The organism is Subtercola lobariae (genome assembly GCF_014640255.1).
Lineage (GTDB): Bacteria > Actinomycetota > Actinomycetes > Actinomycetales > Microbacteriaceae > Subtercola > Subtercola lobariae.
In genome coordinates, this window is the sequence record NZ_BMGP01000002.1 from 171,862 (window position 1) to 188,961 (window position 17,100).

General features: G+C 55.7%; 13 protein-coding genes. 3 read left to right on the forward strand and 10 right to left on the reverse strand.

Going from position 1 to position 17,100, the window contains the following annotated elements; genetic code table 11:
* Positions 1 to 86: 86 nt before the first annotated feature.
* The 4 genes from IEX24_RS05010 to IEX24_RS05025 form a co-directional block, all read right to left on the reverse strand.
* Entirely contained in the window at positions 87 to 1,664 is a 1,578-nt protein-coding gene (locus IEX24_RS05010; protein WP_188674782.1) for an ABC transporter substrate-binding protein, read from the reverse strand.
* 95 nt (positions 1,665 to 1,759) lie between these two features.
* The gene (locus IEX24_RS05015) at positions 1,760 to 2,593 is read right to left on the reverse strand and encodes an ATP-binding cassette domain-containing protein (protein ID WP_188674786.1); all 834 of its coding nucleotides are present in this window, start codon (positions 2,591 to 2,593) and stop codon (positions 1,760 to 1,762) included.
* Positions 2,590 to 4,410 (reverse strand): dipeptide/oligopeptide/nickel ABC transporter permease/ATP-binding protein, encoded by a 1,821-nt coding sequence (locus tag IEX24_RS05020; protein WP_188674789.1) that lies wholly within the window; start codon positions 4,408 to 4,410, stop codon positions 2,590 to 2,592. The genes IEX24_RS05015 and IEX24_RS05020 overlap by 4 nt, the downstream gene beginning before the upstream one ends.
* Complete coding sequence (locus IEX24_RS05025) at positions 4,407 to 5,351, reverse strand: ABC transporter permease (protein WP_188674792.1); 945 nt, start codon at positions 5,349 to 5,351, stop codon at positions 4,407 to 4,409. Before IEX24_RS05025 ends, IEX24_RS05020 begins: the two co-directional genes overlap by 4 nt.
* A gap of 714 nt (positions 5,352 to 6,065) precedes the next feature.
* Between IEX24_RS05025 and IEX24_RS05030 the strand changes: the two genes are divergently transcribed.
* The 3 genes from IEX24_RS05030 to IEX24_RS05040 all read left to right on the forward strand — a co-directional run bounded on the left by IEX24_RS05030 (position 6,066) and on the right by IEX24_RS05040 (position 8,563).
* Complete coding sequence (locus IEX24_RS05030) at positions 6,066 to 6,425, forward strand: hypothetical protein (protein WP_188674794.1); 360 nt, start codon at positions 6,066 to 6,068, stop codon at positions 6,423 to 6,425.
* A gap of 145 nt (positions 6,426 to 6,570) precedes the next feature.
* On the forward strand, positions 6,571 to 7,068 hold the full coding sequence (locus IEX24_RS05035) for a DUF3846 domain-containing protein (RefSeq protein ID WP_188674797.1): 498 nt from the start codon (positions 6,571 to 6,573) through the stop codon (positions 7,066 to 7,068).
* Between the two features lie 265 nt (positions 7,069 to 7,333).
* Entirely contained in the window at positions 7,334 to 8,563 is a 1,230-nt protein-coding gene (locus IEX24_RS05040; protein WP_188674800.1) for a hypothetical protein, read from the forward strand.
* Here IEX24_RS05040 and IEX24_RS05045 read toward each other — a convergent pair.
* From IEX24_RS05045 to IEX24_RS05070, 6 genes are all read right to left on the reverse strand, one after another.
* A complete protein-coding gene (locus IEX24_RS05045) occupies positions 8,560 to 9,210 on the reverse strand; it encodes a hypothetical protein (protein ID WP_188674803.1) in 651 nt (216 codons plus the stop codon). The genes IEX24_RS05040 and IEX24_RS05045 overlap by 4 nt on opposite strands.
* Entirely contained in the window at positions 9,207 to 11,213 is a 2,007-nt protein-coding gene (locus IEX24_RS05050; protein ID WP_188674806.1) for an oxidoreductase, read from the reverse strand. The genes IEX24_RS05045 and IEX24_RS05050 overlap by 4 nt, the downstream gene beginning before the upstream one ends.
* A complete protein-coding gene (locus tag IEX24_RS05055; protein WP_373283848.1) occupies positions 11,206 to 13,764 on the reverse strand; it encodes a tetratricopeptide repeat protein in 2,559 nt (852 codons plus the stop codon). Before IEX24_RS05055 ends, IEX24_RS05050 begins: the two co-directional genes overlap by 8 nt.
* The gene (locus IEX24_RS05060) at positions 13,683 to 14,654 is read right to left on the reverse strand and encodes an asparaginase (RefSeq protein ID WP_308419027.1); all 972 of its coding nucleotides are present in this window, start codon (positions 14,652 to 14,654) and stop codon (positions 13,683 to 13,685) included. Before IEX24_RS05060 ends, IEX24_RS05055 begins: the two co-directional genes overlap by 82 nt.
* Positions 14,635 to 15,615: an Ldh family oxidoreductase gene (locus tag IEX24_RS05065; RefSeq protein ID WP_188674815.1), complete on the reverse strand. Its 981-nt coding sequence runs from the start codon at positions 15,613 to 15,615 to the stop codon at positions 14,635 to 14,637. The genes IEX24_RS05060 and IEX24_RS05065 overlap by 20 nt, the downstream gene beginning before the upstream one ends.
* 333 nt (positions 15,616 to 15,948) lie before the next feature.
* Complete coding sequence (locus IEX24_RS05070) at positions 15,949 to 17,070, reverse strand: hypothetical protein (RefSeq protein ID WP_188674818.1); 1,122 nt, start codon at positions 17,068 to 17,070, stop codon at positions 15,949 to 15,951.
* Positions 17,071 to 17,100 lie beyond the last annotated feature (30 nt).

The window sequence follows — 17,100 nt, forward strand, 5'->3', positions numbered from 1 at the left end:
AGATGAACGTCTTGAAAGAGTGAGTTGTACAACGATGCGGCGAAAGCTGGGTGGGCTGCAGTGATGAACAGCCCACCCAAATTCGACTATTGGACCGGGACCACCGTCCAGGCGATATCCACGATGGGATTCGTGGGGCCGATGTCCACACCTGTGATCTTCGCCGGGTCTGAGATCGCAACAGCCTTGCGTGTGTAGATGTTGGAGAAGTAGCCAAGCTGCATGCCGGCAAGCCATGCTTGGTTATAAAGATCCGATGCCTCTGAACCGCTCGCAGCTTGCGCCTTTGTCACTAGAGCCGTGATGGAGTCGTCAGTAATCCCAAACGGATTCATTGTCGTCTTGCCGCCTGTGTAGAAGGCTCCCGAGTCTGTGAACGGAGTCAGTCCGCCCCAAGTAAAGATCGAGACGGGATACTTGCCAGCAAGAATGTCCGCATACATCTGGTTTTGGTCCGTGTAGGTCGTCAGATTGGCCTTGATTCCAACCTGGGCCCATTGCTGTACGACCGCCTGCGCCATCAGGTTTGTGTTCTGAATGGAACCAGTTGACACATCGAAGCTAATTCCGTCCGGGTATCCTGCTTCCGCAAGCAGCGACTTTGCCTTTTCGGGGTCATAGCTGTACGCAGCGTCGAGATTGTCTTCGTAACCGGGGAAGCCTTTTACTACCATGGACGCTCCCGGGACGCCGTATCCGTTGTAAACCGCTGTCGCGATGGCATTTCGGTCGACAGCGTACGACAGTGCCTGACGAACGCGAGGATCTTTCAACGCGGGAACTATTGTGCCGTCGCGATCCTGAACGTTGATTCCGGTAAGGCCGTACGCACCGGTGCTTACCGTGAGGCCGGATGCCTGGGCAGCGGTTCCGGTAGTCGCGTCGCCATTCATCAATTCGGCTTCACCGTTTTGCACTGCCTGCAGTGCCGTAGCCGTCGTACCCGCTACCTTCAGGACAATCTTCTTCCAGTGGATTTTCGAAGGGTCCCAATAATTGGTGCTGGGTACGTAAGTGTAATGGTCCCCAACGACAGTGTCCTGGGCGTCCAGTACATAGGGACCAGCGCCGAACGTCGAGCTCTTCATCGACTCCGGGTTGGCGATCCCTGTCGGATTCATAATTGAAGCAAGACGAAACCGCTGCGAAAGAATGCTCGGCAACGAGTCATTCGGCGTGCTGGTCTTGATGACTACGGTGTCGGGACCCGAAGCGGTCACGTCGGTGACTGTGCCAAGGAAGTTCTTATTGACGCCATTAGCCCGTGAATAGTTCAAGGACTGCGCAACCGCATCGGCGGTCAGCGGAGTGCCGTCTGCAAACTTGACGCCATCGCGGATGGTTAGTTGGAACGTTGTGTTGTTGTCCGAGTAGGCCCATGAGGTCGCGAGGTCTGGTTGGATTTGCCCGTCGGCCGTCATTCGAGTTAGCGAGTCGTATGCGGGGATGATGTACAGGGCGTTGACAGGATCGACGCCTTCTCCAGTTGGATCGAGGCTCTTTGCCGAATATGGCGTAGCCACGGTCAAGGTATCGCCTTGCTGAGCGGAACCTGAATCTGTGGAGTCGGGGGTACCCGCGGAGCAGCCTGCTAACGCGAGTACTCCACTGGTGACGATGGCGAGCAATACCGCCGTGCGCCGTTGCACTTTCTTAATTGCCATGGAATTATCCTTAATAGGTTTGGGTGGTACGGAACCGCGTGTGTTGGACGCGGAATTGCTATTGCACCTCCTTTTTTTGTCGAGCCTCTGGCTGCTTAGCTCTTCGACTCGGATGCCAGGGCAGCCCAAGCAGCGCGCCGCTCTCGTTGAATTGCCGGGTCTGGATCTGGTTCGGCAGCGAGGAGTCTTTGTGTGTACGGATGCTGAGGGTCCGCGTACACCTGTTGTGTTTGTCCTTGCTCTACGACGTAGCCACGGCTCATCACCAGCACTCGTTCCGACATCAGCCTGACCACGGACAGATCGTGGGCGACGAACAGGTAGGCCACGCCAGTCTCACGCTGCTCTTGTCGGAGCAAGTTGATAATTTGGGCCTGAACCGAAAGGTCAAGTGCCGAGACAGGCTCATCACAAATGATGAGACGCGGACCGCTCATCAGCGCACGAGCGATCGCGATGCGTTGACGTTGCCCTCCGGAGAACGCACCAGGAAGCTTGTCCATTGCCGCGGCGCCGAGGCCAACCCTCTCGAGAAGCTCCGCTGCACGGTCACGCGCTTGCGCACGCGTTTGCCGACGACTCGCAACAAGCGGTTCGGTAAGGATGTCTCGAATCCGCTTCGCCTCGTTCAGTGAACTTCGCGGATCCTGGAATACGACTTGCAGTTCTGAGGAGATGCCTTGGCGCTCCCGGCGGGATGCGTGCGTGATGTCGTTCCCGTCGAACATGATACGACCGGCGCTCGCCTGGGCGAGTCCGAGAATGGCACGCCCGACTGAAGACTTACCGGATCCGGATTCTCCTACGAGGCCAACTGACTCTCCGGGACCGATCTCGAACGAAACGTTATGCACAGGTGTACTCGCTCGACGCCCGTGCCCGTAGGTGACGTCAAGGTTGTCAACGCTCAGCAGGGGGGTCTCGCTCATGATCTTTTCCTCTCCCACACCGGGATATTCGACGTTCGCGGAGTGTTGAAACTACCCGTAATCACGGGCAGATCCTTGCCGGGTTCAGCGTGATGCGGGTTGGATGCGAGAAGGGCGCGTGTATATTCATGTCCCGGATTACGGTAGATTTCTTCGGCAGTGTTGGTCTCCACGACTTCGCCGCGGTACATCACAACCACCCTGTCGCAAAGGTCGGCAACGACTCCGAAGTCGTGGGTGATAATCACGATGGACAAACCGGTCGATTCTCGGAGTCGCCGAAGTAGGGCAAGGATTCCGGCTTGTACGGTGACATCCAGCGCCGTGGTTGGCTCGTCAGCAACCAGTAGGTCAGGTCGGCCGGCAAGCGCGAAGGCGATCGAGACTCGCTGCGCCATCCCTCCTGACAACTCGTGGAGATACGAACGAGCTACTCGATCGGGATCGCTCAACTCAACTTCGCGAAGCAGCTCTGTCACACGTTCATCTGCGGACGGCCCAGTCAGCCCCTCGTTTACTCGAAGCGTTTCTCGAAGAAGATAGCCAATTCGATACGTGGGATCGAGTGCAACCATTGGCTCCTGCGCTACATAGGCGATGCGCTGACCGCGATAACGGGCTAGCTGCGAATCAGTAAGCGTTGTGAGGTCTGTTCCTTCGAACCAAACGTGACCGGCCGAAATTTCAGCGTTGTCGCCAGGAACGCCAAGAATTCCAAATGCCACAGTCGTCTTGCCTGAGCCTGATTCACCGACAATCCCCACCGTCTCACCTTTCGCCACATCGAACGACACGTTGTGCACGACCGTCTTTGTTGCCCCGTCGCGAAGGCGATAGGCAACTGTGAGACCTTCGACCGAAAGAAGTGGTGCTGATGCGAGAGTGCGGATCCGGGGCTCGTCGTACGCGGTACGCCGAACAGCTTTGGTCAACGTCGACTGCGTCCAGCTGCCTGATACACGATCGCGAAGGCTGTCGCCGACGACGCCGAGTGCAAGAGCGGTCAGGAAGATGATTGCGCCCGTCGGGTAAAGCAACCACGGGTTCAAGACAATCTGGTTGGCCGCCTCGGCTACCATGTTGCCCCAGCTTGGGGCTGGCTGCTGCTCTCCAAAACCGAGGAAGCTCAGCGCACTCTCCAAAACGATGGCGGTTGCTCCGAACACAGTGCCTTGCACAATGATCAGCCCCAGGCTGCGCGGGAGGATGTGCCGGAAGATGATGTAGGCAGGCGAGAGACCGGACACTTTTGCAGCGTCAACGAAGAGCTCATTGCGCAGTGACAACGCCGAACCTCTCACCAGCAAGACCATTACGGGCGAAGCGATGAAGCCGAAGACAAACATCGCCAAATAAACATTCCCTCTATATACCGAGAGAACGACGAAAAGCAGGATAATGTGGGGCAACGCGATGAGGATGCTCGTTAGTACGCCGACAACTCGGTCGGTCCATCCGCCGAGATACCCCGCGATCAGGCCTAGGGCGCTCCCCCAAATGACGTACACGAGGATTGCAATCGCAGCGGCAATCAGGGAGGGTCGCGCGCCATACATAAGCCGCGACATCACGTCCCTGCCCAGGGTGTCGGTGCCAAGCCAGTGTGCCGGACTTGGACCCTGAAGAACGGCCATGAGGTCTTGTTGGTTGGGCCCATACGGAGCGATCAGGTTTGCGAGCACGGCGGCTAGCACCACTACAACGAGCCAACCAATTCCGACGAATGTGAGCACTCGACGCCCGACACCGCGCCGCGCGGGGCCGGCTCGTCGAACTGGTGTTTCGATGGAGGCCGTTGGAACTAGAACTTCGGTCATCGCGCCGCACGCACCTTTGGGTCGAGTATTCCGTACAAAACGTCACTCACGATCAGAATTACGAGGATGACCACCGTGTAGCAAAGGACTGCGCCTTGAATGACAACCAAGTCGTGTTGAGCAGTCGAGGTGGCTACGAGTTGACCGAGACCCGGAATTGCGAAGACAACCTCGAGCGCCACCGTTCCACCAAAGAGGTTTACGAAGCACGCAGTAATCGCGGAGACAATGGGCACGGCTGCGAAATGAAGGCCGTGTTGGAAGATAAGCCGCCGACGAGGAATCCCGTTTGACTGCATGAAACGCATGAACTCTCGGCTCAGGGCATGCGACATTGAGTCATGCGTCTGTTTCGCAACGATCGCGACCCCTGCAAGTGACAGCGCCGCAACAGGAAGTACCAGGTGGGAGATCCAGCCCCCAAAGTTCTTCGAGGGATCCACGTATCCGATCGCAGGAAAGAAGTGGAGGCGTCCAGCAAAGATGACAATAAGGATCAAAGCGAACCAAAAGTTCGGCAAGGCGATCCCCATCATAGAAACCGTGTCGCTAACTCGGGCGCTCGCGCCCTTCCTCACGGAGGCCCACATCCCAAGAGAAACGCCAACGATGCTGGCAACAACAGTCGCGATCGCGGCGATAGCAAAGGTCGGGAGGAACCGCTGCTGGATGGTCTCGGCAACCGACTGTCCTGTGTAGATTGACGTCCCGAGGTCTCCGTGCAGGACCCCCACGACCCAGTGCGCATATTGCACATAAAAGGGCTGATCAAGACCTAGCTCCTTGTTGAGTGCGGCTACGGTCTCTGGCGTTGCGTCCTGGCCAAGCAGCACCGTGCCAACGTCTCCTGGTATCAATGACACCAAGAAAAACGTGAGCACAGTCATGATCAGCAGCACAGGGATCGAGATCGCGATCCGATTCAGAATCAGTCGCGCCACGTCGACCTCAACGATGGTTCATATTTCAAGGTTGTTCCTCACTTCTTTGTGATCGGTCTGAGCCAGCATTTCGCAGCGCAGTGCTTTTCGTCCACGAGACTGAATCAATTCCGTCCGTCAGAAGAATATCCTCTCAAATCCCCACAATACAACATATTTCCACATTTTCCCTCATTCGATTTTGACGAATGAGGCTAACACCGGTCCGTGAGTATGATCCGCAAGACAGTCATCGCTATGTTCGCCTGCTCAACCCTGCGATGTCGGCGGCTGATTGAAGGCGAGCTACGGATCAACTAGAGCCACACATCGCGTCAGAGAAGAACTAGGACGTCCAGATAACGATTCCGAGGACCTTGAAGGCCTGGCCAGACACGTCACATCAAGGTTGGTCGGGCGGCGACTCGGATCGTACACTCGCGCATCATGCTCGCCACGAACATAGCCAAGATCGAGGTGGCACCACTTCGCTGTCCGGAGAGATAGCGGCGATGAATGGCAAGTTCAATCCCAACGGAGTGAATCCATTCGTTGCGGCTCCAAATTGTAATAATTACAACAATCCGACCGGCGGATTGACCCGGCGAACCAGACGTCCTTTAATAAGTGAGCCGAGCAGATGATCCCCGTGCTGCTCGAACTCCTCGTTGAACTGCGACTTCAAGGAGAACCATCCAGGTTCGCCGGTCGCAACACAATGAGGAGGTCACTCTCATGAGTGAGACCACGACCACGCCTGTTTCGTCATACGAAGCAGGCAACCAGATCAGACCGCTGTCCGTTCGGATGACCGATGACGTTCGAGCCCAGCTCGAGATCATCGCTCAGCTCAACGATCGGAGCGTCACCGAAGAGGTGAGGCTCGGTATCGAACACTGGATCGAGAAAAGCAAGACGGATCCGAAAGTGCTTGAACGAGCCTCTGCGGTGCGAGCTGAAATCGAACGCGACGCGGCGACAAAGCGCGGTGCGATCGCGGCGATCTTCGACGCGCCGGACGCTGCAGCGTCTGTCCGCGGCACGAAGTCACCGACAACCGCCTCGCGGAGTTCGAGCAAGGCGGACGACGTCTGATCTGAAGGCCGGCGACCCTACCCGTTCTGCGTTTGCGGAATGGGCGGGGCCCGCTGGCGATCTCCAGGTCCTCGGGACCGGTTCGCGGACTGACTCCTGCAGCCAATCGGCTGTAGGTACATTCCACGAACAAAGGACGTGCACTATGCCTACAGGCATCTTCATCCCAGCAGATGATTCGGTCGAGCTCACGCTTCGCGAGTTCTCGAGTCTTCCCGACTATCAGACCGCCGTTGGCGGATTCATCGAGGCAGTTGATCTTGTTCAGCCGAGGTTCGCTCTATCGACACTCATCATGAACGAGGAAGGCAAGCTGGATGGTTTGCCTATCAACAAGCGCGCGACGTTACTGCTTTGGATTCATCAGCCAGCGCTTCGATTTCGAGACGAGATTGTTGGCGACGCGATCCTCGTCGGAACCGCAAACATCCGCGGAGGCTATTCCGATGTTCCGCCGCGGCTGCGTTCTCTGCTGTTCGATCTGACAGAATTCACCATTGAGACGGTCAGCGAGACCTCAGATAGCACGAAACGGGTGCAGCACCTCGGTTCGTTCTCGAGCTGGGTGAACGCTTACGTCGTTGCACTAGATGTTGCGACGGCGATGCCGTCCGAGACACAAGTTTGTGTAGTCCCCGAATGATCATGGGAGCCTTCGACCTGTCTGGTCGAAGGCTCCCACACCAAATTTCGATTTGTTGCGACAGTTGCGTCGGGTACCGGTCTGATCACCGGATCAATTTAGTTTTTCTCACAGGCTGGCGTGTACAGCTCTGCCATGCAGCAATGATCTGCAACGGGCTCCTTCCAGCTTCCTACAAGTTCGCGACACGCTTCATTGGCAGCAGCGACCTCTGGGATGCTTACGTTGATGAAAGGCCGGGCCAAAAGAGACGATGGATACGACAATGCTGGATCAAGGCTTCGCGACACGCGCCGAGCGATGGAGAGCCGCCTGTGATGAGGGACTGGAGCTTGCTCGGGACTATGTAAGCTCACACGCCTTCGTTCATGACGACCTCTGGAAACACCTACCCGATGACTTCGACGAACTCAGCGCCCACCCGACCCTCTATCACGCACCAGTCGTTGTCACTTCTCGCCAATTAGTCGCAGCCAATAGTCTCAAATCGACAAACTCGACGGGGGCCCAACAGGTCATCAGGACGCCGGGAAGATCTCCATTAGAGGTATTAGCTGCATCGACAGCCAAGCGCGAAGAACTCGCTCGCTTAGTCGTCTCAAACAGACTGCACCTCTCAGCTTTCTACTCGGACCGCAGTGAGTTGCTGACGCTCCAATCAGCGGCAGAGGAGTTGGGGTGGAAGCCACAAATTCATCCTGATCCAGCTCAATACTCGGCCTACGCCCACCACGCGGAGAACCTTAGTATTCTGCGAGGGCTTGTCGAATTGTTCCCGCAATCACGGGTTTGCAATTCGGCTACCGAAGCTTTCGGAGCCTTTGTGGAACTGGGTCCCGAGGTGTTTGTAAAGGGCATTGACTCATCGGCCTCAAGGGCAAACACAGCTGCACGAGTCGAAGAAATAGCGACAGACGAAGGCTTTCCGATCGTTATCCAGAAGGCTATTCCGGCAACATCTTCCCCGACGCTTCAATGGATCTCGTGGAAGGGTGCCGTAAGGCCGCTCTTCATTGCCGATCAGTTGCTTCGCAATTCGCATCATGTGGGCAACGTTTACTCGCAACGACGCGAGGAGCAGATTGCAATCAAATACTGGGAACTATTGATCTTGTGCATGAATACCTTGGACGGGTGGCAGGGGGTCGCCGGCATGGATTTCTTGGAAGATTCTCAATCACGAACCCTGATCCCTGTCGATCTCAACGCACGGTTCAATTCTTCAACGTTTCCGATATTGCATGGATTAGAAAGCCGGAACGAAGGTCGTCGTGACATCGTCTACCGGCGCCACGTACTCGAACTTCCACTCGAACAGGTTCAATACGCCCTTGAGAATAATTCTCAAAGCACTCACGTCAACACGAAATGGTTCGGAGGATCTGTTGATGGATCCGACAACGTCACTTTTAGCCTCACAGTTGACCGGGACGAAATTTCGGTCGACCAAATCAACGCGAATCTAAGCGCGGCTATGAATGTAGCCCCGGACTAAACATTTGGCTTATTTAGTTCAGACAGGATTCTTCTGCCAAAGCCCGTCAGCCTGAAGCCGCCGTCGATGGCGCCGCTCACTAAACCTTCCGACACGAGCACCGCAGTGACCGTGTCAATGACATCAGGTTCGACTCCGCCGAGTCCTGCCCGCATCTCATCCAGCTGACCCTGAGTCGACGCAGATTTAGCCACGAGGCTCAATATAAGGATTTCTGCGGCGTCAACACGTTGCAAGCAGGAAATCACCCGTCGATCGAAACCCAATTCTCGCGATGTGTCATCTAATAACGCTCCCGCCAAAATCGAAGCCAACAGCGCTCGCTTGGCATCAGAGTCAGTTCGAATGGCTTCGTTGATTGTGGCGCTGACCAAATCCGCGAGTGCAGGGTGTTGCGAGACTTTCTCAGCAATGAGTTCAGGAGACAAACCGTGAGCTTCCAATTTCCGCTGGAACGATTTCGAGCGCCCCTCAACCAACGCCTCTAAGGATGCTGTGACGATTGGAACCGCTGCCGCTCCAAGAACCAGACCTATGCCGTTTGTCAACGTACCAGCTACGAAGGCTGCGGCGGCCGCCTCGGTTCCCACCAACCCAATTGTGCCTGCTCCAGATTTCACCCGGGCTAAACGGTCTTTTTCGGTCATTTTTGCTCCAATATTTTCGATCCCACATCATGTCCTTCTGCTGTCGCTGCTTCCAACCCTCTTGGCCAAACGGCATCTCCGACAGTAACGACGGTGAGGCTTTCCTTGACAGATGCAGTTGATGAAACGTGCACAGGGTGTCCATTGCAAACAAAAATCACGCTACTTACATCGTCGCGCGCCGAATACTCGCCTGTGATCTGGTTATAGGTTTGAACCGTATTTCCGTCCACTCTCGATACTTCGGTCCATGTGCGAAGATTCACCCCAAGCCGACTGAGCTGACCGAGACGAGATACTAACGTCACGGGATCGAGTCCCAATCCCACAGCATCGAAAGGAGTTACCACTTCGACCGTGGCTCCTTCGCGACTCAAGTGCTCGGCTATGCCTAGCGCATCCCGCCTGCGCTCTGAATCGACAACAATCACACTTCTTCCTGTCCAGGGTACAGATGTTCTCAAGACCTCGATGTCGGTGATGCAGATCGGCGAATGGCGAAATTGTTGCGGCACTGCGGGGACACTTCCAACAGCAACAATCACAGCACTGAAACTCGCGAGGAGGTCAGGAATGTCCGTGGCGGGGGACATCAGCCTAAGGTCAATGTGAGACTCACGCGCAATCGCCGCCTTGAAGAATTCCACCCCTTCCTTGAACCTACTCCTGCCAGGAAGCTCCGAAGCTAGGAGTAGGCCTCCGCCAACGCTCGCCGTCCTTTCGAAAATTGTGGTGTCGATGCCTCGATGACCGGCCGCCAGTGCAGCCTGCAATCCAGCCGGGCCCCCGCCTATTATGGCCAAGCGCTTACGCCCCTTCAGCGATCTAGTGGTGATCTGGATCGACTCCCGTCCGGTCTTGGGATTCATCGTGCATCGCACCGGGTGGCCGTACCAGGTATTGCCGACACACGCGATATTGCATCCAATGCAAGGGATGATGCTGTCTTGCTTGTTCGCAACGACTTTGTTGACTAGATCAGGATCTGCAATATGCGCCCGAGTCATTCCCACAAAGTCGGCTGTGCCAGCATCGACGAGCGCGGACGCATCAGCGACGGCTCGTATGCCCCCTGCCACGATTACCGGCAACTTTAGCGATGCGCGGATCACTCGGACCGCCGCATAATATCGAGACGTTTTCGTTCGCTCGTCGGGATGCCCGACCAGGTAGCCCAAAGCGCTCGAATTGGTCGCAAAACTAAATGAAACATAATCGATCAGGCCAAGTTCTTCGAGACGCACTGCAAGCCTTTGAACCTCGGCTGTACCGAGATCTTGCGGTTCCGGAGCGTCATGATCCGCTGTGATAATCGGTAGGCGAACTCCAAGCAACAAGGTCGGCATTTCGACTCGGATTCGCGTCAGTAAATCTTCAAGGAATCGGCTTCTCAAAAGAACATCAATGCCCCCAAACTCATCTTCGCGGAAGTTGTATTTGCCTGAGAGGAACTGATGAACGAGCTTCCCCTGGTCGCACTTAATCTCGACGCCGTGCAAACCTCCACGGTGCGCTCGTCTCGCAGCGGCCACGTAATCATCGACTGCGTTCGCAATCTGATTGGTGGTCATGCTCATCGGTACGACGTAGGAGCGGGAATGAGGAATCGCCGACGGCGCGATGGCGGGAACGAGTTCCTCGTGCCAGACCTGCCCCCCGGGATGGTATAGCTGCTCGAAGACGGTTGCATTGACTGCACGCGCGAGCTCGGAAATTCGGCTGTACATGGCAACGATTCCATCGTCGCTCTCAGCGGCGCCCCACATCGGTCCCTGTGCAGCCTGGGTCGGGCCCACCGCGGTCTCACCCATTATCAACATCCCGACCCCGCCGCTGAGTCGGGCACCTACGTAGTCGATCATCGCCTCTTGACCAGAGGCCGATCCATCCACAAACCCATATGTGTGCGCAGTCACCACAATTCGGTTTTTGATGGATCGCGTCGATATATTATGCGGGGTGAGCGCGCTTGCGACTATGCGATAATCGTCTGCGTCAGTCAAATTCACCTTCCTTACTAAGAATTGCGCCACAAAGTTCAATCACCTGCGGGTAATCCTCGTTCAGCTCTTCGTTGATCCAGAACTCTCGCATAGCAGTAGCCAGTCCGTAGGTGTCAAGCAATTCGAGTAGGTTGTCCCACCGAAGTGAAATAATGTCGGCGAAGAGTTCGGCGTTGGATCGAGAATTGCCAAATCTCGCGACGACGGCTAGCCCCTCTCTATACGAGTCAAAGGCATTCGACCGGCGGTCTTGCGCGAAAAGTGCATCACCGAGAATCATCAGGGTCCTACCGCGAAATACGCGGATGCCGCACCCACGACGTTCGAACGCTTCCATCTCAGCGATGATGTCGCGAATACCGTCAATATTTCCCTCTTCACGCATCCTCTCGGCCGTGTGCATGCTGCAGTCCAGAACCATGTAAATGTTGCTCGATCTGCGGGCCTCACGGAGGCCGTTTTCAAGATATTCGTATGCCTGCTTCATCTCACCGATCTCTCGAGCAAGGTGAAATTTTGTGTGCCAATATTCGGCGATTTCGGCCCCAAATCGATGCCGAGATGCAAGAGCGAAACTTTCGTCCTGAAGCGAATGCGCCAGATCAAAGTCATCGTCCAGGAATTCCAGCCATGCCCAGTCAGCCAAGAGGCAACACACTCCGTTGTCGTCACCCACCACTTCAAGTTTGCTTTTCGCAGACTCATAGAGCTCACGTGCCCGCCCAAAGTTGTTCTGATCTCGTCTTAGATTGGCTGTGTAGTACTCCAACACACCGGTTGTACTTTGTACTTCGAACTCACCCTTGTAGCGGTACACGTCGTTGAGAGCGGATTCGGCGTTTGGTAGATCTTGTATGTACCGGAGCGTCTGAACTGTTTCTTGCATAGCCTCAACGGCAAGCACGTTGTCTCCGAGACGTGTCGCTGTGAGCGCAGCGTCGTCGTAGGAGGTTAGCGCCTGTTCACTTTGTCCAGTAGCACGAAGTGCGCGTCCGAGCGTGAAGTGAATGGACGCCAGCAGATCGTCATCGGTCCCGGGACGGGACAACTCTCGAGCCTGTCTAAGCGTCGTGATTGCATCGAACAAGTCGCCGTGAGGTATAGGTGACGGGTTTGCAACACAACGTGCTTCGAGTAAGAGCTGATTAACAAGCAGCCGGCTGTCCGGTGATTGGCTCGCCGCCGAGCGACTCGCGGCCAGAAGACCGCGAGCTTCCGTCGAGGCGTAACTCTCGATTAGGTAACGTGCACGCAACTGACCTACGGCAAGCTCGTAGTCTGCTGGGAGATCGACGCGTTCTCCCGCGGAGATCAATGCGTCGGCGTGATCCAGATCGCCTTGGCTCAGTGCGCGCGAAGTCTGTTGCGTGAGGACGCCCATGCCTAAATTCGCATCGTCGAGAAGTTGGAATGATAGACGGTCTGCTACGAGACTGGTCCTGGCCGTCGGCGTAAGCTCAGTCGCAAGCATTTCACCTGAGAAATCAAAAATTGCTCGCCTAGCACCTGCGAGTTCTGAATGGGCAAGCTCGCCAATCGATAGTGCCACACGGGAATACTGCTGATATGCCATGATTGGCTCGCCCGGTCGCAACGGCCGGACGAAAGGCAACGCGCTTACTTCCGGGAGCGCCCTTCGAATCGACCGGCCCGCCGCAAGGTCAATTCGTCGTAGCAGGTCCTCGTCGTATCTGATCTTGTCATTCGCAAGCATTTGGAGTAAAGCTCGACACTCGCCGCTAAGATTGTTCATCACAGACGAGATGAACGATTGCATCGATTCGAAATGAGGAAATTTCCCGTCGCCGGAGCTTTTTAGGTACTCCAGGGACGTATTGACATCGAGAAAGTTGCCACGAGTTAGCTGCTGAATGCTTACGCAGATGTCGTCAGAAACATCAATTCCCCTCTCGGCGGCAATAGACGCGATCTCCCGGCGACCGATGGGCGCAATGGTGATCACATTGGCTGTGGGTATTGCTCGAAGGCTGGAGACTAAGGCCACTGTCGCGACCTGTGCTGGCAACTTTGCAAGTAGGCGAAAAATCCAGCCACGAAGATGTGTTCCCAGGTAGTCCACGCCATCCAAGAAAATGGCAACCCGCTGATGACTGCCGACCGCGGTGAGATCTGTCTGTAGTAGGTCGACCACACGTTCGAAAGCCGTTGCACGTCTGTTCGCAGGCTCTTGCTCGTAAGCCGCCAACATGTCCAATGTTGCTGCGCCACAATAGGTGGAGATCTGGCGGGCGATTTCGGAGACCACGCTCACTCGACTAGGCGACGCTATCAAGTTGAAGTCCAAGACCACTGTTCGGTTTCCATGAGCCTCAACGAGGGGAATCACTGATCTAACGGCGGCTGACTTACCGGAACCAGATGCTCCGTGCACAGCAAGTGGTCGAGGGGCCGAGCCCGCATTAGAGCGATCTTCGATCAGATTGGCCAACAACATGCCAGAAGCTTGGTCTATACCGTGTGAAGGAGATCGTCCGTCCACGTCACGTCTATCGTTCCGGCTGGCTTCCCGTTGCAAGTGGTCAGGTCCCATTCCAACAACCTCTTAATCTCCGGGTCAGAATCGATGCTCAAAATATTCATGTGCTCAAGCAGCGTAAGAGCGACAAGCGATGCGGCGTTCTCGTTACCGCTGTCTACTTTTACCGCAAGCCCGAGCCCCTTGCCTGGAAGCGCGGCAGCCCAGAGTCCATCGGATCCAGGTTTGGCTAAGACGTCATACGACTTGTTGAGATGTGTCTCAATTCGATCTGTCCCACCCAGAAACGATGGCGAAGTACGGTATGCATCGTGCATCAGGCCGAGCCCCATTGATGCCTTGTTCGCCAGTTGCGCATATGACCGTGCAAGCTCGTTAAGTTGCACAGCATAGGTTGGGGCACCGCATCCATCAATTCCAGGGATGAGCGTGGCCGGAAACTGAGACTGGAGCGACCGCTTTATTAGCTGTTGAACGGGATGGCTAGGGTCGACGTAATTATTCGTTCCCCAACCACGATGTCCGGAAAGAATCAGCATTGCCGCATGTTTGCCCGAGCAATTGTTAGATGCTGGACGGCGCGCTACCCAGGATCTGTAAGGCTCGTGTGTTCCGCAGAGTAGGTCAGTTTCGGACAGCCCATTATCGCTGAGCAAAGAGAGCACCTTCTCGACATGCCAATCCTCTCCGTTGTGAGAACTGCCCATGAGAGCCAGTGCATCGGAATCGTGAACCACTTCTGCGAGTCCTCCGTCGAGTAAGGCCGCGATCTGGAACGGCTTCCCGCAACTACGGAGGGCGGTGGTTCGATCTCGTTCACCTCGCAGATCTAGATCGGACGTAGCGTCCGAAACGACCCACGAGACTTCATGCACCATCTCGACGGAACCACAGCGGCGAACGATGACGCTCGCATTCCCGGCCCTAACCAATGTCCAGGCCAAGGTCGATTAGAATTTTATCATCCACTGTGATGTCGCCTGGAAGTTCTTTGAGGCGTAAGCCGCCAGGGATTCGAATTGGAATGGACTCCGAAACCCGCGGCGAATTTGTTATTTCATCAAATAAGGATTCAGCATCGCCATAAACCTCGTCGCGGTCTCTGAATACGTCGGCTCTGATTCCTATGATGATGGCGCCGTCACCACCGGACACCGCGTCCCGGCCAGCTTTTGCCCCAAGAAGTGGTCCACATAAGAGTTCAATCGCTAGTCCGAGCGCGTATCCCTTGTGCCCAGCCATTGGCAGCTGGCTCCCGTTATCTGCATCAGCGGGGTCGCTCGAGATCTCGCCGGCTGCGCCTTGAACTACTCCTTCCGGGACCGAACTTCCCTGTAGTTCTGCGTTCTTGATTTTGCCGTAGGACCACGCAGCTGTAGCGACGTCTGCGGAAAAGTCAAATTTCTGCGTGGGAAACGCCACTGCGATGGGATTGGTTCCGAGAATTGCCCTTGCGCCACCGTACGGTGCCACGGCGTATTCCGACCCGCAAAGTGCCAGACCAACGAAACCCTTTGATGCCAACAATCGCGTGTACGAACCAAGTTCTCCCGTGGTGCCGATGTAGCCCGTTACCCCGGCGAGGACAATTCCAGATCCATCGACGGATTCAGCGACGGCCAGAGCAGCTTGGTGCAATGCGGCGATACCAAGCTGCCCGTTTGCGTTGTACTTCAGAACCGATGGAGCGACTGCTGAGATCTTTGGGACCGACCATCGGCTTAGTGCCTCGCCGAGGCCCAATATTCCGCGAAGGCGGGAAATTCCATGCGACCTGTAACCATTCGCCTCGGCATCCAACAGATGATGCGCGACGACTTCGGCATCGCCTGCATCAACCCCGTTCTGAACGAGTAGGGTCGAAATTTCTCGATTGAGATCTTCTGTCTTGATTGATTTCAGCATCTTATTTACTCACTTTCTTGGCGCCAGGCCGTACGCGTCAGTCGTCGCAGATCTGAGCACGAAAACTCGAGTCTGCTTGTACTCGCGTCCGTTGCCCCCGTGAGTCTCGACTAGCAAGACTCTTGCTCACGATCTTGGCATGTTCGGGCGAGAAGCCGTTCCAGATTTCCAAAGATCGCAATTGAATTTCAGCACGTCCCCGCGCTATGAATCTATTTTACAATTAAATGATAAATTATCATATTCCCCAAGTTGAGGCCACAGGTGAGGGAGCCTCGGAATGAGAGATTGGCATCATCGCGTCGGACCAGTATTCAGACCGAACACTAATAATCAGCTGGACCTGGCACCAAGCAATTTGTTATAAAGTTCGCCAGCTGAGATCCCTCTCTCAGGCGTAGAGCCGGGACGGTACCAATCCGCGATTTTGAGCCAATCCGCGTCAACCCACTGCATGTAGTCGTTGCAAGCTCGAATCGTGAGCCAAACCTGACTATGTTCTTTTTCGGAGTCGGTCGTTAGTCCAACGCCATCACGCACTAGGTCTTGCCATTTGTCGTGAATCCGCACACCGTCAGGAAACGACAGAATAACTCTCCAAAAATGCTCGAATTCCTCATGCCTGCTGTCGGCAAGGTTTCTTCTAAGCCAGGACTCGTCTTCCGACGTCAGGTTGTTGTGCCATTCAATTCGGTAGACGGCGTCAGACACTTTTGTCTCAGTTTCAGAATCCGACATGAGCCATAACCCGCCGTGCTTGCTGCGGAAGCGCTTCACCCCGAGCTGAAACTCGACGAGGTTATAGAGGGCTGCCCGGGCATAGTGCCTAGCTTGTTTTTCAGGGACATAGGGCGAAATGCTATTTGGATCCCATGGCGGATGGGGGGCGGGCTCCTCCAGGTAGGTATCGAGAGCGGCCTCAAGGTTCGCGGCGAGCGCGTATGCGGGAGTCCAAAGCCTGTTGTAAGCCTCGAAGCGCTCGACCCATTGCACCGCTAAGCGGCTATCGGCAGGGTGTCGTTGGTTTTCCATATCAATTCGCGAGCGCCGCAGTCGCGCTTCATGACAGAGCTCAAGGACCGCGTCGGCCATTTGGCGGAGAACCTCGAGCTCTTGACTCTTTCGGTAGGTGTCTGGCTTTCGGTCGAAGAGGTTGGCTGCTGCCGCACGCCGGGCGGTTTTAGGCCATCGCTGAGTACCACGGACAAGTCCGAGGGAGTATTCAGCTGCCTCCTGCCATACTCCCCCGCCCAGCCGATCCGCTGCTTCTCTCAGTAGCGAGGAAATCGCGGCCGGCCGTTCCTCCGCTTCGCCGTCAGTCAGGTCGAGCACGGTGACTGCGCGACTCAACGTGGGGAGGGCGAGATCACGAATGTAACCGGAGCCTCTATCGCGCAGGACCGTGAGGTCGATCATGACGTCGTCGAAGCGAATTGCCGAATTTTCTCCCACCATGCCCATATATTGCCCGAAATCGTGCCTAGA